General features: G+C 72.1%; 18 protein-coding genes. 15 read left to right on the top strand and 3 right to left on the bottom strand.

Features of this window, described 5'->3' with window-relative positions:
- The first annotated feature begins 236 nt into the window (after positions 1–236).
- The 5 genes from ACWF9Z_RS26440 to ACWF9Z_RS26420 all read left to right on the top strand — a co-directional run bounded on the left by ACWF9Z_RS26440 (position 237) and on the right by ACWF9Z_RS26420 (position 5,713).
- The gene (locus ACWF9Z_RS26440; protein WP_453605821.1) at positions 237–1,544 is read left to right on the top strand and encodes a carboxylate--amine ligase; all 1,308 of its coding nucleotides are present in this window, start codon (positions 237–239) and stop codon (positions 1,542–1,544) included.
- Between the two features lie 121 nt (positions 1,545–1,665).
- Positions 1,666–2,931, top strand: coding sequence for an NAD(P)-binding domain-containing protein (locus ACWF9Z_RS26435; protein WP_453605820.1), 1,266 nt, complete (start codon positions 1,666–1,668; stop codon positions 2,929–2,931).
- A gap of 12 nt (positions 2,932–2,943) precedes the next feature.
- A complete protein-coding gene (locus tag ACWF9Z_RS26430; RefSeq protein ID WP_453605819.1) occupies positions 2,944–3,312 on the top strand; it encodes a hypothetical protein in 369 nt (122 codons plus the stop codon).
- A 14-nt stretch (positions 3,313–3,326) separates the two neighbouring features.
- Entirely contained in the window at positions 3,327–5,426 is a 2,100-nt protein-coding gene (locus tag ACWF9Z_RS26425; protein ID WP_453605843.1) for a SpoIIE family protein phosphatase, read from the top strand.
- Positions 5,427–5,545: 119 nt separating this feature from the next.
- Positions 5,546–5,713: a hypothetical protein gene (locus ACWF9Z_RS26420; RefSeq protein ID WP_453605818.1), complete on the top strand. Its 168-nt coding sequence runs from the start codon at positions 5,546–5,548 to the stop codon at positions 5,711–5,713.
- A gap of 133 nt (positions 5,714–5,846) precedes the next feature.
- On the opposite strand, the gene ACWF9Z_RS26415 is transcribed toward ACWF9Z_RS26420, so the two are convergent.
- Positions 5,847–6,290 (bottom strand): DUF6299 family protein, encoded by a 444-nt coding sequence (locus ACWF9Z_RS26415; RefSeq protein ID WP_453605816.1) that lies wholly within the window; start codon positions 6,288–6,290, stop codon positions 5,847–5,849.
- A gap of 175 nt (positions 6,291–6,465) precedes the next feature.
- Between ACWF9Z_RS26415 and ACWF9Z_RS26410 the strand changes: the two genes are divergently transcribed.
- Together ACWF9Z_RS26410 and ACWF9Z_RS26405 are read left to right on the top strand one after the other, a co-directional pair.
- The gene (locus ACWF9Z_RS26410) at positions 6,466–7,098 is read left to right on the top strand and encodes a DUF4352 domain-containing protein (RefSeq protein ID WP_453605814.1); all 633 of its coding nucleotides are present in this window, start codon (positions 6,466–6,468) and stop codon (positions 7,096–7,098) included.
- Positions 7,099–7,155: 57 nt separating this feature from the next.
- Positions 7,156–7,650 (top strand): DUF5949 family protein, encoded by a 495-nt coding sequence (locus ACWF9Z_RS26405; protein WP_453605813.1) that lies wholly within the window; start codon positions 7,156–7,158, stop codon positions 7,648–7,650.
- A gap of 91 nt (positions 7,651–7,741) precedes the next feature.
- Here ACWF9Z_RS26405 and ACWF9Z_RS26400 read toward each other — a convergent pair whose 3' ends face one another.
- Complete coding sequence (locus ACWF9Z_RS26400) at positions 7,742–8,998, bottom strand: cytochrome P450 (protein WP_453605811.1); 1,257 nt, start codon at positions 8,996–8,998, stop codon at positions 7,742–7,744.
- A gap of 118 nt (positions 8,999–9,116) precedes the next feature.
- A complete protein-coding gene (locus ACWF9Z_RS26395) occupies positions 9,117–10,280 on the bottom strand; it encodes a low temperature requirement protein A (RefSeq protein WP_453605810.1) in 1,164 nt (387 codons plus the stop codon).
- A 251-nt stretch (positions 10,281–10,531) separates the two neighbouring features.
- On the opposite strand from ACWF9Z_RS26395, the gene ACWF9Z_RS26390 reads away from it, so the two are divergent.
- From ACWF9Z_RS26390 to ACWF9Z_RS26355, 8 genes are all read left to right on the top strand, one after another.
- Positions 10,532–11,953, top strand: coding sequence for an MFS transporter (locus ACWF9Z_RS26390; protein ID WP_453605808.1), 1,422 nt, complete (start codon positions 10,532–10,534; stop codon positions 11,951–11,953).
- 263 nt (positions 11,954–12,216) lie between these two features.
- Positions 12,217–14,487, top strand: a complete 2,271-nt coding sequence (pflB, locus tag ACWF9Z_RS26385) for a formate C-acetyltransferase (RefSeq protein WP_453605806.1) — start codon at positions 12,217–12,219, stop codon at positions 14,485–14,487.
- A 135-nt stretch (positions 14,488–14,622) separates the two neighbouring features.
- Positions 14,623–15,450, top strand: a complete 828-nt coding sequence (gene pflA, locus ACWF9Z_RS26380) for a pyruvate formate-lyase-activating protein (RefSeq protein ID WP_453605804.1) — start codon at positions 14,623–14,625, stop codon at positions 15,448–15,450.
- 135 nt (positions 15,451–15,585) lie between these two features.
- The gene (locus ACWF9Z_RS26375) at positions 15,586–16,692 is read left to right on the top strand and encodes an MFS transporter (RefSeq protein WP_453605802.1); all 1,107 of its coding nucleotides are present in this window, start codon (positions 15,586–15,588) and stop codon (positions 16,690–16,692) included.
- Positions 16,689–19,019 carry a molybdopterin oxidoreductase family protein gene (locus tag ACWF9Z_RS26370; protein ID WP_453605800.1) on the top strand — a complete coding sequence of 777 codons (2,331 nt, stop codon included), beginning with the start codon at positions 16,689–16,691 and terminating at the stop codon, positions 19,017–19,019. The genes ACWF9Z_RS26375 and ACWF9Z_RS26370 overlap by 4 nt, the downstream gene beginning before the upstream one ends.
- A 6-nt stretch (positions 19,020–19,025) precedes the next feature.
- Positions 19,026–19,625: a 4Fe-4S dicluster domain-containing protein gene (locus ACWF9Z_RS26365; RefSeq protein WP_453605799.1), complete on the top strand. Its 600-nt coding sequence runs from the start codon at positions 19,026–19,028 to the stop codon at positions 19,623–19,625.
- A complete protein-coding gene (locus ACWF9Z_RS26360) occupies positions 19,622–20,299 on the top strand; it encodes a QcrA and Rieske domain-containing protein (RefSeq protein WP_453605797.1) in 678 nt (225 codons plus the stop codon). Before ACWF9Z_RS26365 ends, ACWF9Z_RS26360 begins: the two co-directional genes overlap by 4 nt.
- Complete coding sequence (locus ACWF9Z_RS26355) at positions 20,296–20,664, top strand: DUF6755 family protein (protein ID WP_453605795.1); 369 nt, start codon at positions 20,296–20,298, stop codon at positions 20,662–20,664. Before ACWF9Z_RS26360 ends, ACWF9Z_RS26355 begins: the two co-directional genes overlap by 4 nt.
- The last annotated feature ends 2 nt before the right edge of the window (positions 20,665–20,666 follow it).

Raw genomic sequence — 20,666 nt, 5'->3', positions numbered from 1 at the left:
TGACGAATGGCCTGTCCGGTGACGTCTGCCTAGGCCATTCGCAGGTGCGCATCCTCCCCGCTTGGTCCGACTAGGTGAAAGACACCGTTCTCATGCACGCGCATCCCAACCAAGTGCCCGCAGTTCTGCTCAGACTCGATCGGAATCCGTTCCACCACGGAACCCTCGGCGCCGTCAGATCGCTCGGGCGCAAGGGCGTGGAGGTCCATGCCGTCGTCGAGGCCGGGGGAGGTCCCATGGGGCGTTCGCGCTACCTGCGTTCCGTGCATCCCGGACCGTCCGGCGGGCTGGACCCCGAGGCGCCCGAAGCGCTGCTGGAGTGCCTGACCGGGGTCTCCGAGCGGATCGGCCGTCCGGCCGTGCTCATCGCGATGGACGACCTGAGCGCGATCGCGGTGTCCCGGGTCGCGCCGATGCTGACGGACCGTTTCCGGATCCCCCATCAGCCCGACAACCTTCCCGCGCGGGTGGCGGACAAGGCCGAGCTGTCCAGGCTGTGCGCCCGCTGGGACGTCCCGCACCCGGAGACCGTGATCCCGGCCGGCGGGGCCGAGGCGGCGGAGGCCGCGTGGCGGCTGGGCCTTCCGGTGATCGCCAAGTGGAGCCAGCCCTGGCTGCTTCCCTCGGGCACGGACCTGCGCAGCACCACCCTGGTCCACTCGGCCGCCGAGGCGCGGAGGCTGTACGAGCGCTCGGCGGAGGCGGGGAGCCGGCTGCTGCTCCAGCGGTTCCTGCCCGCCGGGCCGGACACCGACTGGTTCTTCCACGGGGCGTTCAGCCGGGGCGGGCATCCGCTGATCGCCGGGTCGGGGCGCAAGGAGATGTCCTGGCCGGTGCGGACGGGGCTCACGGCGGTCGGGCGGTGGCTGCCCGATCCGGCGGTGGAGGAGGCCGGGCTGCGCCTCGCCGAGCGGCTGGCCTACCACGGGATCCTGGACCTGGACTTCCGCCGCGACGAGCGCGGGGTCTTCCGGCTGGTGGACTTCAACCCCCGGCCGGGGGCGCAGTTCCGGCTCTTCACCGACACGGCGGGACTGGACGTGGTCCAGGCGATGTACCTGGACCTGACGGGCCAGCGGGTCCCGGAGCCCTCGGGCGGGCCGGGACGCGTCTTCGTGGCGGAGAACTACGCGCTGCTGTCGGCCCTCCGCTCCCGCTCCCTCCCGCGCCGCGCCCCGGCCGTGCCCGCTCCGGCGGCCGCCGGAGCCGTCGCCGGTCCCGGGACCCGCGCCGACGCCGACCGGTCCGTACGGGCGCTGCCGCGCGGGGAGCGGGGCCGGGTGGAGGTGGCCTGGTTCGCCGCCGACGACCCGCGGCCGTTCCTCGCGATGCTCGCCGCCTTCCTGGGGCGGGGCGCGGGGAAGGCCGCGAGGGTGCTGCGCGGAGTCCCCGCGCAAGGCCGCCGCACGGCCCGGGCCGTCGCGCGGGCACCGCGCCAGCGCGGCGGCGACCTGCCGGCGGGGGCGGCGGCCGGCGGACCGGGTGCCTCGCGGCCCAGCCCGCCGGAGGCTCCCGCGGAGCCGGACGAACTGGTGACGCGGTGACGCCGTGACGGGGGTGACGCGGTGACGGGCCGGGCGAGGAGGTCCGAGACGTGCGAGAAGGCCGGGACATCAGAGAAGTCGGGGGAGGGACCATGAGACTGGAGGGACAGCGGTGACGCGGATGGACGATCTCGTGGTGATCGGAGCGGGCCCGTACGGGCTGTCGATCGCCGCCCACGCCGCCGGCGCGGGGCTCGGGGTGCGGGTGCTCGGACGGCCCATGGCCTCCTGGCGGGATCACATGCCCGAGGGCATGTACCTGAAGTCGGAGCCGTGGTCCTCCAACCTCTCGGCGCCCGGCGGGCGTTACACCCTGGCCGAGTACTGCGAAAGCCGCGGGATCGCGGCCGGACACGGAACTCCGCTGCCCATCGGGACGTTCAGTGCGTACGGGCTCTGGTTCGCCCGCCATGCCGCACCCCCGGTGGAGGAGGCGACCGTCACCGAAGTCACCCCGCAAGGCGACGGATTCCGCGTCCGCACCGCCGAGGGGCCGCCCCTGCTCGCCCGGACGGTGGCGCTGGCCGTGGGCGTCATGCCCTTCGTCCGGTACCCCGGCGCGCTCCGGGAGCTGCCCCCGGCCCACTACTCGCACAGCACCGGCCACCGCGACCTGACCCGCTTCGCCGGCCGCGAGGTCGCCGTGCTCGGCGCCGGGCAGGCGGCCCTGGAGACCGCGGCCCTGCTCGCGGAGCAGGGGGCCCGGCCGTGCCTGGTGGCCCGCCGCTCCCGGCTGAACTGGAACACGGTGCCGCAGCCGCTGCGGCGGCCCCCGCTGCGCGCCCTGCGCGACCCGCACAGCGGACTGGGCACCGGCTGGCGCAGCTGGGCCTGGTCGGAGCTGCCCTGGGCGGTGCACAGGCTGCCCGCGCCCACCCGGGAGCGGATCGCGGCGACCGCCCTGGGCCCGGCCGGAGCCTGGTGGCTGCGGGAGCGCTTCGAGCGCAGGGTCCCCGTCCTGCTCGGGCACCGGCTGCACCGGGCGGTCGCGTCCGGCGAGCGGACCCGGCTCGGGCTGACCACCGCGGCCGGGGAGTCCGTCGTACTGGACACCGCGCACGTGATCGCGGCGACCGGGTTCACCCCGGACCTGGCCCGGCTGGACCTGCTCGACGCGGGGCTGCGGGCCGCGCTGGGGACCGTCGGGGAGAGCGGGACGCCGGAGCTGAGCCCCGGCTTCGAGTCCTCGTGGCCGGGACTGTTCTTCGCGGGGCTGCTGACGGCTCCCTCATTCGGCCCTTCCATGCGATTCGTGCACGGCGCCGGCTTCACGGCGGGGAGACTGGTGGCAGGAGTCCGCAGGCGTCTGGGAGCGCGGGGCCCGCTGGCGGGTTCCAGCGGTGCGACCCGGGCCGACCGGGCGCCGGCGGCCGGGCACAGAGCGTGAGAGGGGTCCGGGATGAGCGATGAGCGACCACAGGGCCGCGGCTGGGTGAGGATTCCGGCCAGCCGCGGGGAACAGCCGGCCACCACGAGGCCGGAGCCCCCGCACCCCCGTCCGCAGCCCTCGTACGCGCAGCCCTCGTACGGTCAGCAGCCCTCGTACGCGCAGCCCTCGTACGGTCAGCAGCCCCCGTACGGTCAGCCCTCGTACGGGCAGCAGGCCGCGTACGGGAGCGGCCGGTACCCGCAGGCCCCGTACGACCCCGCGACGGCGATCTACCTCTCCCTCGTCACACGCTGGCGAGAGGCCGGACGCACCCTTCCGGGGCATCCTGACGAAGAGTGGGAGCGGCTCATTTCCCAGCCGTGCTGGCCCGGCCGTTAGGTGGTGTGAGTCTCGTGGCAGCGGCGGAGCGACGCGACAAGAGACCGGATGCGCAGAGGTCCGCGAGCCCCCTCACCGGCCCCGGCGAGCGGCTCGCGCTCAACGGCATGGGCAGCTTCGAGTGGGACCTCGTCGCCGGGACCCTGGTGCTGGACGAGGCCGGGATGACGGTCTTCGACCTGGAGCCGGAGGAGTTCGACGACACCCCCGAGGGCCTGGGGCTGCGGATCCCGCCCGACGACGGCGCGCGGCTCGCGGACACCGTGCTGGCGGTCCTGGAGAGCGGGGAGGAGACGTACGGCCAGTACTTCACGGTGCAGCGGCGCGACGGCCGCGACCAGTGGACGCACACCCAGGGCCGGGTGGTGCGCGACGGTGACGGCCGGCCCGTGCGGATCCTCGGCATCGTCCGGGACGCCACGGCGGAGCTCGCCCACCTCACGGTGCTGCGCAAGCTGGAGTCGGCGCGTGCCCAGCAGGCCACGATCGTGCAGCGGACCACGGAGGCCCTGTCGCGGGCGGTGACGGTCGACGACGTGACGGCCACCCTGACGGGCGCGGGCGCGCTGGAACGGCTCGGCGCGGACGGTCTGGCGCTGGGGCTGGTCGAGGGCGGCACCATGAAGATCATCGCCCTGAGCGGGGAGTCCCTGGAGATCCTCAGCGAGCGGAAGTTCACCCGGCTGGACGGCTCGCTGCCGCTGTCGCAGGCGGTGCTCACCAGGAAGGCGCGTTTCGTCACCTCGCTCGCGGAGCTCTCGGGCGAGTTCCCGCTGCTCTCCGACTACCTCAACCGCATCCAGTACGACGCCGCCGCCTACCTGCCGCTCATCGCCCAGGCCAAGTCCATCGGCGGGCTGGTGCTCTTCTACCGGCGGCGCACCGAGTTCAGCCCCGAGGAGCGCAACCTCTGCCTCGGCCTGGCCGGCATCGTCGCGCAGTCGCTCCAGCGGGCGCTCCTCTTCGACCAGGAGCGCGAGTTCGCCACGATGCTGCAGGCCGCCATGCTCCCGCGCCGGATCCCCGAGATCACCGGCGGGGAGATCGCCGTGCGCTACCACTCGGCCTGGAGCGGGCGCGAGGTCGGCGGGGACTGGTACGACGTGATCTCGCTGCCCCGCGACCGCGTCGGGATCGTGGTGGGCGACGTACAGGGCCACGACACGCACGCCGCCGCCATCATGGGCCAGCTGCGCATCGCGCTGCGCGCCTACGCGGGCGAGGGCCATCCGCCGTCCACGGTGCTGGCGCGCGCCTCGCGCTTCCTGGCCGAGCTCGACACCGAACGGTTCGCGACCTGCATGTACGCGCAGGTGGACCTGGAGAGCGGAGGGGTGCGGGCGGTCCGCGCGGGCCACCTCGGACCGCTGATCCGGCACACGGACGGGCGAACGGGCTGGCCCAACGTGCGCGGCGGCCTCCCGCTCGGACTGGCCACGGCCTTCGAGCAGGAGGAGTTCCCCGAGACCCGGCTCGACCTGGTCCCCGGCGAGACCCTCGTGCTGTGCACCGACGGCCTCGTGGAGGAGCCCGGGACCGCCATCACCCAGGGCATGGACGCCCTCGCCCACGCGGTCCGCAGCGGCCCCCAGGAGGCCGGGGCGCTCGCCGACCACCTCTCAGACCGGCTGTGGGAGCGCTGGGGCTCCGGGGACGACGTGGCCCTGCTGGTGCTGCGCCGGGCCCCCGACCCGGGCACCCACCGGGCCCCGCGCATCCACCAGTACGTCCACCAGGCGGACCCGGAGGGGCTCTCCGAGGCCCGCTACGCCCTGCGGCAGGCGCTGCGCGACTGGGGCATGCCGGAGCTCGCCGACGACGTGGAGCTGGCGGCGGGAGAGCTGCTGGTCAACGCCCTGCTGCACACCGAGGGCGGAGCGGTGCTGACGATGGAGGTGCTGCCCGAGCCCGTCCGGCGGATCAGGCTCTGGGTCAAGGACCGCTCCAGCGTGTGGCCGCGGCGGCGCACGCCGGGGGAGTCGGCGACCACCGGGCGCGGGCTGCTGCTGGTGGACGCCCTGGCCACGCACTGGGGCGTGGAGTCCCGTGGCGACGGCAAGGCGGTGTGGTGCGAGTTCGACGCGGCGGGCCACGCGGCGCGCAGCGCGCCGTGACCGATCGGTCACGTCGAGTTGTGGGTCGTGCGAGGTGGGGCGAAGATGCGGACCATGGAACGGGAACGGATTGTGATCCTGCGGGTCCTGCCGGTGGTGCGCCTGTCGCGGGTTCTGCCGTGCGCCGGCTGAACAGGGGCGCCGTGACGGGCGTCCTGGCGCTGCTGCTGCTCGCCGCCGGGGTGCCGAAGGTGGTGGACTGGACGACCGGGCGCCCGCACGCGGACCCGCGGTGCCAGACGGTGGCCTTCATGTCGATGACGGGCGTCGCGCCCGAGTGCCGCTGACGCTGCCGACACCGCCCGCACGCCTACACCACCGACACCGCTGTCCGGCTGACGCGCTGACGCGCCGACGCGCCGACGCCCGGGTCCGGGTAGCGGCGGCTACCGGACGGGGCGTCGCGCGCACTCCGACGGTCTACCGGTGGTCGATCACCGTGACCGGGTGGGCGTACTCGGCGATGGTGTCGACCGAACGCGGCAGCAGACGGCCGAAGCGGACCTCCTGCAGCCGGGCCTCGGCCATGGCCTCGCCCGCGTGGATGCTCGGGGTGAGCCGGAGCGTGCCGTGGGCCGACCACTCGTGCTCGGTGCCGTCGCACCGTGCTTCGCCGGCGCCGATGCTGAGGCGGACGTCGTCCTGGACGACGGTCGCCTTGATCTGCACCGCTCCGGAGCGCGACGGGGAGGTGCAGTGGTAGGCCCCGGAGAGGTGGATCGTGCCGTCCTCGGCGATGTGGGCTTCCGAAGATACGTAAATGTCATTTCCGTAGGGCGCGGCATTCGCCGGGGCGGTGAATACCGCCGTGGCGCCCAGTGCGGCGAGTGCGGCCAGGGCCATGCGGGGGCCGGACGCGGCCATCGTTCCTCCTGTTGGACGGGGGTTGCGGGGGGATTGCGGAATTCCGCCGGAACGCATTGTGCTGGCATATGGAGGGCAATGCGTTCCGCCTGCTCGTGTCGGTGAGTGCAATTGCCTGCTCGGGCGCGTGAAACTGGCCGTAATACGTCCTCGAAGATCCCCGAAGGGATCCCGCATGCGTCAGTCCTCCCCCCGCACCTCCACGGCTTCCGCCCTCGCCGCCGCGGCCCTCCTCCCGCTCCTGCTGTTCGGTGCCACGGCCTGCTCCGGCGCCCCTGAGGGCGCCGCGCTCGCCCCGGCCGCGGCGCCCGCCGTACCGGTGGACGACGGCGCACCGGGCGCCGGGGACGACCCCGTGGCGGAGGAGGGCGGGGCCGTGCGACGCGCCGCCCCGAAGGACGCCCACGTGGGTGACTCCGTACGGGTCAAGGGCAAGGAGGTCGGCCGTCACCTGCAGGTGGTGCTCAACGCGTACGTGGACCCGGCCGTGAGCGTGGAGAAGAACTTCGCCCCGGCCGCCGGCAAGCGCTGGGTGGCCGCCTCGATGTCCTTCGTCAACGTCGGCGGGGCCTCGTACGGGGCTCTTGGGCGCATGTGGGCGCTCGACGGCGCGGGGCAGCGCCACCCGGTGGTGCCCACCGGTGAGCTCACGACCGGCAAACCACTCGTCTTCGATTCCCTCGCGGTGGGTGAGCGGGCCGAAGGCTGGGTGGTGTTCGAAATCCCGGAAAACACGCGCATCGTGCGGCTCCAGTACCAGGACACGAACATGCAGGCGAATTCCGGAGGTGGATTCTGGGCCGTCTAGCCCGGCCGGGTGAAACGGCGTCAAAGGGACGGGGCCCCGGCCACTAAGGTGCGGCGCATGACTTCTACCCAGGCCGAACTCGACCGCTCCAAGCTCGGCACCCTTTCGGTGCTCGCGTGGATCGGCGATCCCGAAGAGGCCCACGACATTCCCTACCTCCTCGCCTACATCCTCGGCGACGGACCCGACGGGCCGGCGGCGAGCGAGGCGGCCGCCCGCGGGCTGCTGGAGGAGATCGGCCTGCCCATCGGCGACGTGGTGATGGACGGCGTCCGCAACCCGGCCGGCTTCCCGGTGCAGATCCTCCTGGAGGGCAACCAGATCGCGCTGACCCTGCCGGGCATGAACGCGAAGTGCACCGCCCCGCCGGAGTGGGTCAAGGCGGCGGACGACAGCGGCCAGGCGTACTTCCTCTTCGCCACGCGGGCCTGGCCCGAGGCGGCCCCCGGCCGGCCGGTCTCGGCGGAGACCCTGCAGGCGTTCGCGGGTGACGAGTCGGTGCTCACCGGCAGCGCCCACGCGGTCCTCGCGGTGCGCCGCCTGCAGCGGTAGTCTCCGCCCGCACCCGGCGTTCCCGCTCCGGCGGCCCCCCCGCCCCGGCCGCCGGGCGCCCAGCCCGCCCGGTGGCCGGTCCGCCGGCCCCTCAGGGCTGTTCGAAGGCGAAGCGCAGCGAGCGGACCCGGTTGTCGAAGCTGGAGCCCGCGAGATCGGGCAGGCCGACCGCGCGGAGCGCGACCGGGCGGGTCAGCAGCTCGCGGAAGAGGGCCTTCATCTCCACCCGGGCCAGGTGCGCGCCCAGGCAGAAGTGCGGGCCGCCGCCGCCGAATCCCAGATGGGGATTGGGGGAGCGGGTGATGTCGAAGGCGTCGGGCAGGGGGAAGACGTCCCCGTCGCGGTTGGCGGAGGCGTAGTACAGCACCACCTTCTCGCCGGGCGTGAACAGGCGTCCGCCCAAGGTGTGTTCGGCCGCCACCGTCCTGCGGAACTGGATGATCGGCGTCGAGTGGCGGATCATCTCGTCGACCGCTCCGTCCGCGTGCTTCTCGAAGTCCCCGAGCAGCAGGTCGCGTTGGTCCGGGTGGTCGGTCAGCAGGGTCAGGCCGTGCGTGATGGCGTTGCGCGTGGTCTCCACCCCGGCCACCATCAGCAGGGAGAAGAACGCGCCGAGCTGGCGGGCGCCGAGGGCCTGCCCGTCCACGTTCGCGGTGACCAGAGCCGAGATCAGGTCGTCCGTCGGGTTCTTGCGCCGCTCGCGGCCGATCCCCGCCACCATCCGCTGCATGCGGGCCAGGGCCCGCAGCCCGCGGCCGGGCATCCGCAGCCGGGAGGCGAGGCCCCGCTCCACGCCGATGTTCTCGGAGGCGTGGTTGACGCGGTCGGCGATCTCGGCGCGGTAGCGCTCCGGGATGCCCATCATGTTGCAGATGACCTCCAGCGGCAGCCGGGAGGCCACCGCCGAGACGAACTCCTCCGGCCGCTGGGCCAGTACGTCGTCCACGATCCGGGCGGCCACCGCATGGACGTCCTCCTCGGCCGCCGCGAGCAGCCGGGGCGTGAAGGCCCGCTGCACGATCTTGCGCAGCTGCGCGTGGTCCGCGCCGTCCAGGTTGACCATCGAGTCCCCGAAGAGGGCCCGCACCCACCGGGCCGGTTCGGGCGTGGTCACCCCGGGCGCGCTCGCGAACACCTTGGGGAGCCGGCTCGCCTCCTGCACGTCCGCGTGCCGTACGAGGGCCCAGTGCCCGGTGGTCCCCTCGGGGACGAACACGGGGGAGTCGAGGGCGCGCAGGCGGGCGAAGGCCGCCAGGCGGTGGGCGGGCGGAGCCTTCCAGAAGGCCGGGTCGGCCAGTTCCCTGCCGGGGTCGGTTCCGGTGCCGTGCCGTTGTGGGGGGAGTGTCATCCGAGCAGCCTCTTCCTGTCGCCGCCGTGGCGTCCTGCGCTGAGAACGGCGGGGACGGCGCCGGAGTGACGGCCCGGGGCCCGGCGCCGTCCCCGGGACTCCGTCCGGGAGGGCGCGGTCACCCGGCCGGACGGCCGGCGCGTACCGCGAGGATCAGGCCGACCGCGACGGCCGCCGCCGAGACCAGGCCCGCGTACAGGACCGCGTACGTGCCCGCCCACGCGCAGGCGAGCACCGCGGCGGCGGCGACCGGCAGGGTCAGCTGCTGGGCCGGACCCCGTTTGAAGTGGCGGGAGTGCAGCAGCCAGACCATCAGCAGGAAGAGCGCGGCCGGGACGGTGACGGACGCGTTCGCGGCGGTCTGGGAGATGTGGGCCTTGCCGACCGCGTGCTCGACCGCGACCTCGATGCCGGCGCCGATCGCCGCGCCCGAGGCGAAGACCAGCAGGTGTCCGTAACCCCAGGGGATCGCCACCCGGTTGGAGGTCAGCCGCTCGTGCATCGGGGCCGCGAAGTAGATCCACCACGCGGCGAAGACGATCAGCAGCCCGCCGGCGGCGAGGGGAAGCAGCTCGCCCAGCGCCTCGTGCTCGTCGATCGCCGACTTCACGGCCACCGTGCTCGCGGCGATCGTCTCGCCCAGCACGATGATCGTGAACAGGCCGTAGCGCTCCACGATGTGGTGGGCGTGCCACGGCGTCGGGTGTCCGTGCTCCGCCCACACCGGGACCAGGAGCTCCGCGGCCACGAGGAGCAGGAACAGCCAGCGCTTCGAGCCGTCCGGTGCGAACAGCAGCGCCACCCAGCCGGCCTGGCAGACGACCAGCCCGGCCGCGTACTTCAGGTTCGCCGTGCGGGCCTCGCCGCTCTCGCCCGCGGCGGCCCGCAGCCACTGGGCGGTGAGCGCCACCCGCATGATCAGGTAGCCGATGACGGCCACCGTCCAGTCGTTCATGTCGAAGGCCTGGCTCACCCCGGCCGCGTAGACGAGCACGCCGGTGATCTGGACGAGCGTGGCGATCCGGTAGGGCACGTCGTCGCAGTCGTAGGCGGAGGCGAACCACGTGAAGTTCATCCACGCCCACCACACGCCGAAGAAGACGAAGAAGTAGCCGATCACGCCCGTGCCGGGATGGCCCTCGGCGAGCGCGTGCACCAGCCGCGCCCCGGCCTGGGCCACGGCGACGACGAAGCAGAGGTCGAAGAACAGCTCCAGCGGGGTCGAGGCCCGGTGGCCCTCGTCCCGGCTGCGGGCGGTCATGGGTACGTACACCAGAGCCATGCGGCCAGGACAGCAGCCCCGCGGGGTTCGGCAGGCGAGGCGCGCGGCCCTCACCATCCGTGTGCCCCGGGCGGACTCATCCCGGCCCTAAGGCTCTGCGCGCGCCGTGCCAACGGGCCGTGTGCGGCGGGACTTGGGCCCGTCGCCCCTGCGACGTTCTCCCCTGATGGCGGGCGCCCGGCGGGCGGACCCTGAAGGAGTCAGGACCTTCAGCTTCAGTTCTCCGCCCCTCTCAACGTTCAGGACGTGCCATGAGTTCCGCCCAGCAGGACGTGCGGCCGGCGACCGGCCGAGTGCAGGTGCCCGATCCGGAGCAGTACCGCCCCGGGCGCACGATCGCGCAGTGGACGCCCGAGGACCCGTCCTTCTGGCAGTCCACCGGAAGGAAGGTCGCCACCCGCAACCTGTGGATCGCGGTGCCGGCCCTGCTGGTGGCCTTCGTGGTCTGGCAGGTCTGGAGCATCACGGCGACCAACCTGAAGGACGTCGGCTTCGGCTTCTCGCAGTCGCAGCTGTTCTGGCTGACGGCCGTCCCCGGCATCACGGGCGGCAGCGCCCGCATCCTCTACACCTTCATCGGCCCGATGACCGGCCAGCGCCGCTTCACGGCGGTCTCCACGGTCGTGCTGATCGTGCCGCTGCTGTGGCTGGGCTTCGCGGTGCAGGACCCCGGCACCTCCTACGGCACGATGGTCGCCATCGCCGCGCTCTGCGGCATCGGCGGCGCGAACTTCTCCTCCTCCCTGGCCAACATCGGCTTCTTCTACCCGAAGCAGGAGAAGGGCAACGCGACGGGCATCAACGGCGGCCTGGGCAACCTGGGCGTCTCCGTGGTCCAGTTGCTCACCCCGATCCTGATCACCTCCTCGGTCCTGGCGATCGGCACGGGCCAGAAGAAGGCGAACGGCACGGAGATCTACCTCCAGAACGCCGCGTTCGTGTGGGTCCCGGTCCTGATCGTGCTCGCGGCCGTCGCCTGGTTCGGCCAGAACGACCTGAAGGTGGCCTCCACCCCCTTCAGCCAGCAGAAGATCATCTTCAAGCGCAAGCACAACTGGGTGATGACCTGGCTCTACGTCGGCACCTTCGGCTCCTTCATCGGTTTCGCGGCGGCCCTGCCCCTGCTGATCAAGACCACCTTCCCGGCGTACTCCGTGGCCACCTACGCCTGGATGGGCCCGGCGCTCGGCGCGCTGGCCCGCTGGGCCGGCGGCTGGATCGCCGACAGGTTCGGGGGCGCGCGGGTGACGATCCTGTCGTTCGCGGGCATGGGCGCGTCGATCATCGGCGTGATCACCTTCCTGCCGGCCGGTTCCGGCACCGGCTCCTTCTACGGGTTCTTCCTCTGCTTCCTCTCGGCGTTCTTCTTCTCGGGTATCGGCAACGGCTCGACCTTCCGCCAGATCCCGGTCATCTTCCGCGGCCAGCACCTGAAGGGCCTGACGGAGGGCACCCCCGCGTACGCGAAGGCCCTGAAGCAGGCCGAGATCGAGTCGGGCGCGGTGACCGGCTTCACCGCGGCCATCGCCGCCTACGGCTTCTTCTTCATCCCGGCGATGTTCGCCAACTTCGCCGTGACCAGCGCGATGTGGGGCTTCGTCGCCTTCTACGCCAGCTGTGTGGCCGTGGCCTGGTGGTTCTACGCCCGGAAGGGCGCGGAAGCGCCGAGCTAGTGCCGCGGGAGCCCGGCCGACAGGGCTGGGCCCGGTCGGCCGGAAGGACGGCCGAGCCCCTTCCCCTGCTTGTGAAAACTTTCACAAGCAGGGGAAGGGCTTTGGTCCCGATCGAAATGCCTGGTCAGGCGGGGTTCGGGGTCCTCGATCCCGGAAGCGGGGGGACTTCTGGGCCCCAGTTCGGGACCAACGCGGCGCCAAATGATCGATCAAAAGGCGTGCAATGGATACAAGCAATGAGGCGACTGAGGAAGGTGCGGGCGATGACTGCCACTCCTGCGGAAACCACGAAGAACGGCGAGGCCTGGAAGGGCTTCAAGGGCGGCCTGTGGCGTGACGCCATCGACGTCCGCGACTTCATCCAGCAGAACTACACGCCGTACGAGGGGGACGACACCTTCCTCGCCGGCCCCACCGAGCGCACCACCGCCGTGTGGAAGGCCATCACGGACAAGTTCCCGCAGGAGCGCGAGAAGGGCGTCTACGACGTCGCCCACGACATCCCGTCGACGATCACCGCGCACGCCCCCGGCTACATCGACCGCGACAAGGACCTGATCGTCGGCCTCCAGACGGACGCCCCGCTCAAGCGCGCGATCATGCCCTTCGGCGGCTGGCGCATGGTCGCCGGCGCCCTGGAGACCTACGGCTACCCGGTCTCCGACGACCTGGAGAAGGTCTTCACGGAGTACCGCAAGACCCACAACGCCGGCGTCTTCGACGCGTACACCCCCGACATCCGCGCCGCCCGCAAGGCCGGCATCGTCACCGGCCTGCCGGACGCGTACGGCCGGGGCCGCATCATCGGCGACTACCGCCGCGTGGCCCTCTACGGCGTCGACCGCCTCATCGCCTCCAAGAAGGAGGAGAAGGAGGAGTTCAACTCCCTCCCCGCGGGCCACCGTTCGCTGGAGGAGACGATCCGCCTGCGCGAGGAGCTCTCCGAGCAGATCCGCGCCCTCGCCGAGCTCAAGGCGATGGCCGCCTCCTACGGCTACGACATCTGCGGCCCGGCGCGGACCGGCCGCGAGGCCATTCAGTGGCTGTACTTCGCCTACCTGGCCGCCGTGAAGGAGCAGAACGGCGCGGCCATGTCGCTCGGCCGCACCTCCACCTTCGTCGACGTCTATCTCCAGCGCGACATCGAGGCCGGCCTCCTCACCGAGGAGCAGGCCCAGGAGCTGGTCGACGACTTCATCATCAAGCTGCGCATCGTCCGCTTCCTGCGCACCCCGGAGTACGACGAACTCTTCTCCGGCGACCCCACCTGGGTCACCGAGTCGATCGGCGGCATGGGCGAGGACGGCCGTCCGCTGGTCACCAGGACCTCGTTCCGCTACCTCCACACCCTGTACAACCTCGGCCCGGCGCCCGAGCCGAACCTGACGGTCTTCTGGTCGCCGCGGCTGCCGCAGGGCTTCAAGGAGTTCTGCGCCCGCGTCTCGATCGACACCTCCTCGGTGCAGTACGAGTCCGACGAGCTGATGCGCCCGCGCTTCGGCGACGACACCGCCATCGCCTGCTGCGTCTCGGCCATGCCGGTCGGCAAGCAGATGCAGTACTTCGGCGCCCGCGTGAACGTCGCCAAGACCCTGCTCTACGGGATCAACGGCGGCCGGGACGAGAAGTCCGGGGCCCAGGTCGGTCCGGCCACCGGTGCGATCACCTCCGAGGTCCTGGACTACGACGAGGTGATGGCCACGTTCGACGCGCAGATGGAGTGGCTCGCCGACACCTACGTCCACGCCCTCAACGTCATCCACTACATGCACGACAAGTACGCGTACGAGCGCATCGAGATGGCGCTCCACGACCGCGACGTGCGCCGCACCATGGCCTGCGGCATCGCCGGCCTCTCGGTCGCCGCCGACTCGCTGTCCGCCATCAAGTATGCCAAGGTCACCGCGCACCGCGACGAAACCGGCCTCGTCACCGACTACACCGTCGAGGGCGACTACCCGGCCTACGGCAACAACGACGACCGCGTCGACTCGATCGCCGTCCGGCTCGTCGAGGAGTTCATGAAGAAGGTGCGGGGGCACGCGGCCTACCGCGGCGCCGAGCACACCCAGTCGGTACTGACGATCACCTCGAACGTCGTCTACGGCAAGAAGACCGGCAACACGCCGGACGGACGCCGCGCCGGCGAGCCGTTCTCCCCGGGCGCCAACCCCATGAACGGCCGCGACACCCACGGCTACGTCACCTCGGCGCTGTCGGTCGCCAAGCTCCCCTACGCGGACGCCGAGGACGGCATCTCGCTGACCAACACCGTCACCCCCGACGGCCTGGGCCGCACCCCCGAGGAGCGGATCAAGAACCTGGCGGGCGTCCTCGACGGCTACATGGCGGTCGACGGCTTCCACATGAACGTGAACGTGCTCAACCGCGACACGCTCATGGACGCCATGGAGCACCCGGAGAACTACCCGCAGCTGACCATCCGCGTCAGCGGCTACGCGGTGAACTTCGTCCGCCTCACGCGCGCTCAGCAGCTCGACGTGCTGAACCGCACCTTCCACGGCTCTCTCTGACCCCCGCGGGAGACCCGCGCACCGCGCACCCGCACCGCGCACCCGCACCGTGCGCCCCGGGGCCGGCCCCCAGCCGGCCCCGGGACCGCGCGCCACCAGATCGGTCCCCGGAACCCGGAAGCTGGAGCACCCGCCATGACCGTCCTCTTCGGTACGAGCCTGCCCGTCGGCCACGCCGACGCCATCGGCGTGAGCGCCGGGCGGACGCCCGCCGCCGCCGCCACCCAGCGGCCGAGCGAGGGCTCGGTGCACTCGTGGGACCTGTCCACCGGGGTCGACGGCCCCGGGACCCGGTTCGTCACCTTCCTGTCCGGCTGCCCGCTGACCTGCCTGTACTGCCACAACCCCGACACCCTGCGGATGCGCGACGGCAAGCGCACCTCGGCGGACGACGTCATCGCCGAGGCCCGCAAGTACACCCGGTTCATCGCCGCCTCCGGGGGCGGCGCCACGCTCTCCGGCGGAGAGCCGCTGCTCCAGCCCGTCTTCGCGGGCGAGCTGCTGTACCGGATGAAGAACGACCTCGGGCTGCACACCGCCCTGGACACCTCCGGCTTCCTCGGGGCCCGCGCCACCGACGCGCTGCTGCGCGACGTGGACCTGGTCCTGCTGGACATCAAGTCCTGGGACCGGGAGACGTACACGAAGGTGACCGGGCGCCCGCTGGAACCGACCCTGGAGTTCGCCCGCCGCCTCGCCGGCCTCGGCAAGGAGGTGCACCTGCGCTTCGTGCTGGTGCCGGGGCTGACCGACGCCCGGGAGAACGTCGAGGGGGTCGCGGCCTTCGCGGGCGCCCTCGGCAATGTCTCGCGGGTCGACGTGCTCCCCTTCCACACACTGGGGGAGAGCAAGTGGGAGGCGCTGGATATGGAGTTCACCCTCCGGGACACGCCGGCTCCGACCGCCGGGCAGGTCGCGGAGGCCAAGGCGGTCTTCGCGGCGCGGGGACTGTACGCGGTCTGAGGCGCCGGGGCCGGGGCCGGGGACCGCCGGAGCCCGCCGGGGCCCGCCGCGGCTGCTGGTGGAGGTCACCCGGACGGCGCACCGATGACCTAGGCAAAACGGGCCGAATCGGTACAGGCCACCTAGCGTGGTGCTGTGTCCGAGCCCTCAGACGTCATCGAAGCAGCGCCGCCCCCGCCGCCGCCCCCACCCGCGCCCGAGACCCCCCGGCCGGCCGGGCGGTCCGTCACCGCACGGGCCACCCTGGCCGGCACGGTCGTCTCGCTCCTGCTCGTCATCGCGATCGTGCTCGGCAGCCGCCTGCTGCGCGACTTCGACTCCGCCCTGCTGCCGTACGCCGTCGCCACCGTCTTCCTGGCCTTCGGCGTGGCCTACCGGTACACGGTGTGGGTCTCGGCGCCCGGAGCGCGCCGCCTCTTCAAGAAGGGCTTCGGCAGCTTCTTCTCCGCCGACAACTTCCGCAGGGCACCCACCGCCCTGCCGAAGATGATCGCGACCTACCTCGGCTTCCAGAAGTTCCTCGGCGCCCGCTCGCGCTCCCGCTGGATCGCCCACCAGCTCATGTTCTGGGGCTGCCTCCTCGCCGCGGCGATCACCTTCCCGCTGACCTGGGGCTGGTTCACCTTCACCGGGGACAGCGCGACCGGGCCCGGGTACGAGATGCGGATCTGGGGCGTCAAGGTCCTCGGCTTCGACTCCCTCGACCTCCTGGGCTGGCTGATGTTCCACGGCCTGGACATCGCGGCCGTCCTCGTCATCCCCGGGGCCTCGTACTTCCTGTGGCGGCGGATGAAGGACCGCGGCGCCATGACCGGCCAGCGCTTCGCCTACGACCTGCTGCCGCTGATCTGCCTGATCGTGGTCTCGGTGACCGGTCTGCTGCTGACCTTCTCGTCGATCTTCCTGCACGGCGGCGGATACGAGTTCCTGGCCATCCTGCACATGGTGTCGGTGGTGTTCACCCTCATCTACATCCCCTTCGGGAAGTTCTTCCACATCGTCCAGCGCCCGGCCGCCGTCGGCATGCAGCTCTTCAAGTACACGGCCCGCCAGGACGAACAGGTCTTCCACTGCAAGCGCTGCGCGGAGCCCGTCGACACGGCCCCCTACGTGGAGAACCTGCGCGACACGATGAAGGACCTGAAGCTCGACTTCGACGCCTGGGCCGAGTACTGCCCGCGCTGCAAGCGCGTCCTGCGCGGCAGCGCCTACCTCAACCGCGTCAAGAAGGGCTTCAAGTGACCGCGACGGACCCCGCCCAGGCCGCGTCCCGGCCCGTAGCCGTATCCATCGACCCGTCCATCGCCCCGCCCGGCACCCGCAACTTCCGCGACGCCGGCGGCATCCCCGCCGACCAGTGGCACGCCGACCAGAACGGCGAGACCCTCGTCCCCACCCACTGCTGCTTCTGCGGCGTGCAGTGCGGGATGTACCTGCGCGTCGACAAGGGCGGCAAGGTCTTCGGCGTGGAACCCCGCAACCACGACATCAACCGGATGCGGCTGTGCCCCAAGGGGATCAACGCCTACCAGCAGGTCAACCACCCCGACCGGCTGACCGCGCCACTGATGCGGCGCACGCGGGACGAGGAGTTCACGGAGTGCTCCTGGGACGAGGCGCTGGACTTCACCGTCTCCGAGATCCGCCGCATCCAGGGCGCCTACGGGAACGACGCCTTCGGGCTGCTCGGCGGGGCCAGCCTGTTCTCCGAGAAGACCTACCTGGTCGGCAAGTTCGCCCGCGTCGCGCTCAAGACCAAGCACGTCGACTACAACGGCCGGCTGTGCATGGTCAGCGCCGCCGGGGCCAACAAGCTCGCCTTCGGCATCGACCGGGCCGGCAACCCCTTCTCCGACATCCTCCTCACCGACTGCCTCCTCATCGCCGGGTCGAACGTCGGGGAGTGCTTCCCGGTAATGACCCAGTACGTGTGGGGCGCGCGCGACCGCGGCGCCTCGCTGATCGTGATCGACCCGCGCGAGACGGCCATCGCCCGCACCGCCGACATCCACGTCGCGCTCAAGCCCGGCACCGACTCGGCCTTCTTCAACGCCGTGCTCAACGTGGTCATCGCCGAGGGCCTGACCGACGAGGCCTACATCGCGGCGCACACCACCGGCTGGGACGAGGTCAAGGAGACCGTCGCCGCGTACCAGCCGTCCCGCGCCGCGGAGATCTGCGGGGTACCGGCCTCGCAGATCGTCCAGGTGGCGCGCGTCTTCGCCGGCGCCGGCAAGGCCATGGCCTGGCACGCCCGCGGCATCGAGCACCACTCCCAGGGCGTCGAGAACTGCCTGTCCGTGATCAACCTGTGCGTGGCCACCGGCCACATCGGCAAGCCCGGCGCCGGCTACGGCACCATCACCGGCCAGGGCAACGGCCAGGGCGGGCGCGAGCACGGCCAGAAGTCCGACCTCCTGCCCGGTGGCCGCTCCATCACCAACCCGGAGCACCGCGAGCAGATCTGCCGGATCTGGGGCATCGAGGAGTCCGAACTCCCCGGCGCCGGCACCTCCATGATGGAGATGGTCTGGCAGATGCAGCGCAAGGAGATCCGCGGCCTCATCGGCATCTGCAACAACCCCTTCGTCTCGCTGCCCCACTACACGGTGGTCAAGGAGGGCTACGACGCCGCCGAGTTCCACGCCCAGTTCGACTTCTTCCTCTCCGAGACCGCCGCCAACGCGCACGTGGTCTTCCCCGTCACCACCTGGGCGGAGGACGAGGGCGTGATGGCCAACGCCGAGGCGCGCGTGGTCAAGCACAACAAGGCCCAGGAACCCCCCGCCGGGGTGCGCACCGACACCTGGGTCATGTGCGAGCTCGCCAGGCGGCTCGGCGCCGGAAAGCACTTCGACTTCCCCGGTTCCCGCGAGGTGTTCGAGGAGCTGCGCGTCGCCTCCGCCGGCACGGTCAACGACTACTACGGCATCACCTACGACCGCCTTGACGAGACCGGCGGGATCGTATGGCCCTGCCCGTCCACCGAGCACCCGGGCACGCCCCGGCTGTTCGAGGACGGCCGCACCTACCACCCCGACGGCAAGATCCACCTGCAGGTCGTGGAATGGCATCCGCCCATGGACGCCTACACCGAGGAGTACCCCCTCTCCCTCACCACCGGCCGCACCGTCGCGCACTTCCTCTCCGGCAACCAGACCCGCCGCCTGGGCGCCCTCGTCGAGCAGACCCCCCGCCCCTGGGTGGAGGTCCACCCCTCGCACGGCTTCCGCAACGGCGACCCGGTACGGGTGGTCACCCGCCGCGGCAGTGAGGTGTTTCCGGCCCTGGTCACCGAGGCCATCCGCCCCGACACCGTCTTCATCCCGTACCACTGGCCCGTCCCGACGGCCGCGAACGCCCTGACCATCGACGCCCTGGACCCCCGCTCGAAGATCCCCGAGTACAAGGTCTGCGCGGCGCGGCTCGAGGCCGCCGAGCGGGTCGACGAGGTCCCGGCGCCGCCCACGGCCCCCGGCCACGAGGCCTATCCGGAGACCCAGGTGTCCCGCACCGACCCCCTGCCCCCCACGTCCCCGCAGGGCCGTGGCACGGCGGAGAGGAGCTGACCCGCCATGATGGGCCGCACGATCTTCATCGACCCGGGCCGGTGCATCGGATGCCAGGCCTGCGTCTCGGCCTGCCGCGAGTGCGATTCGCACCGCGGCAAATCGATGATCCACCTGGACTACACCGAACCCGGCACGTCCGTCGCCTCCCTCCCGAGCGTCTGCATGCACTGCGAGGACCCGGTCGCGCCCTGCGCCGAGGTCTGTCCCGCCGACGCGATCCTGGTGACCGCCGACGGGGTGGTCCAGCAGGCCGACACCACCCGCTGCATCGGCTGCTCCAACTGCGTCAACGCCTGCCCCTTCGGAATCCCGAAGATCGACCTCCAGGCGAAGCTCCAGATGAAGTGCAACCTCTGCTACGACCGCACCGCCTACGGGCTGGCCCCCATGTGCGCGACCGTCTGCCCGACGGGCGCCCTCTTCTACGGAACCCTCGAAGAGCTCCAGGCGGAGCGCCCCGGCGTGCAGGTCGCCGACTCCTTCGCCTTCGGCGACGTGGTCGTCCAGACCGGTGTGGCCATGGTCGTCCCCGCCGACAAGGTCCAGTGGCCCGTCCCCGGCGGCCTGCCCGTCGTCGAGGTGAATGGAGTCGACGTCCGATGAGCGTCACCGAACAACCCCCTCCCCACCCGGGTCCCGGCCCGGACCCGGACGCCGGCGCGGACGCCGACGCGGCGGTCGCGCAGCTGCGCGACCGGATCAGCGCCGACTCCCTCACCACCCGCCGCGACTACCTGCGGATCGTCGCCACCGTGTCCGGCGGCCTGGCCATCGGCGGGGTCGGCGTCGCCGCCGGCATCCTGCACCGGCACGGCGACAGCGAGTCCCTGCCCGAGCCCAAGCGGGTCACCGGCCGGCTCGGCCCGGGCCAGGCCGTGGCCTTCCGCTTCCCCGGCGAGGACGACCGGGCCCTGGCCGTGCGGCTCGCGGACGGCTCCCTCGTGGGCTACTCCTCCGTCTGCACCCACCTGGCCTGCGGAGTGCTCTGGCGCGAGGACCGGGGCGTCGACGGGGAGCTGTACTGCCCCTGCCACGAGGGCGTGTTCGACGTCCGCACCGGCGAGGTGACGGCGGGCCCGCCGCCGCGCCCGCTGCCCAGGATCTTCCTGACCGAGCAGGTCGACGGCAGCGTCTGGGCCGTCGCCACCGCCCGGTCGGGAGAGCAGGCCAAGGACGCGCTCTGCCGGCAGTTCGGCGACGACCACCCGGGGGAGTCCGCCAGCGTGGGCTGCCCCGGCGCGGGCCGCCCCGGAGCCCCCGAACGGAGGCCCACATGAGCGAGGCGCCGCTGCCTCCCCGCCCGGAGTACCACCCGGGCAGTGCCGAGCCCCGGCTCAACCGGCCGGTGCACGAGCGGTACCCCCAGATCCGCTCCACCAGCGGGTACGGGGACCCCCGGATCCGGCACACGGGCCCGGGCCCCGGAGCCGGCACCGAGCAGGAACCCGAGCGCTCCTCGCGGCTCAACGCGCGGCTGGCCCTGGCCCTCACGGTCGTGATCGGCCAGCTCTGGGCGCTCACCGTGACCGTCAACGAGTGGATGAAGGGAAACACCGGCACGGCCTGGTGGGGGGCGGGGTTCCTGATCCTCTCCTTCTGCGCCGTGATCGGACTGTGGCTCCTCGACCCGAAGGACCGATGACC

Source organism: Streptomyces sp. NPDC054961 (assembly GCF_053609145.1).
The sequence above is the reverse complement of the archived record's forward strand: the minus strand, read 5'-3'. Positions and strand labels throughout refer to the sequence as shown.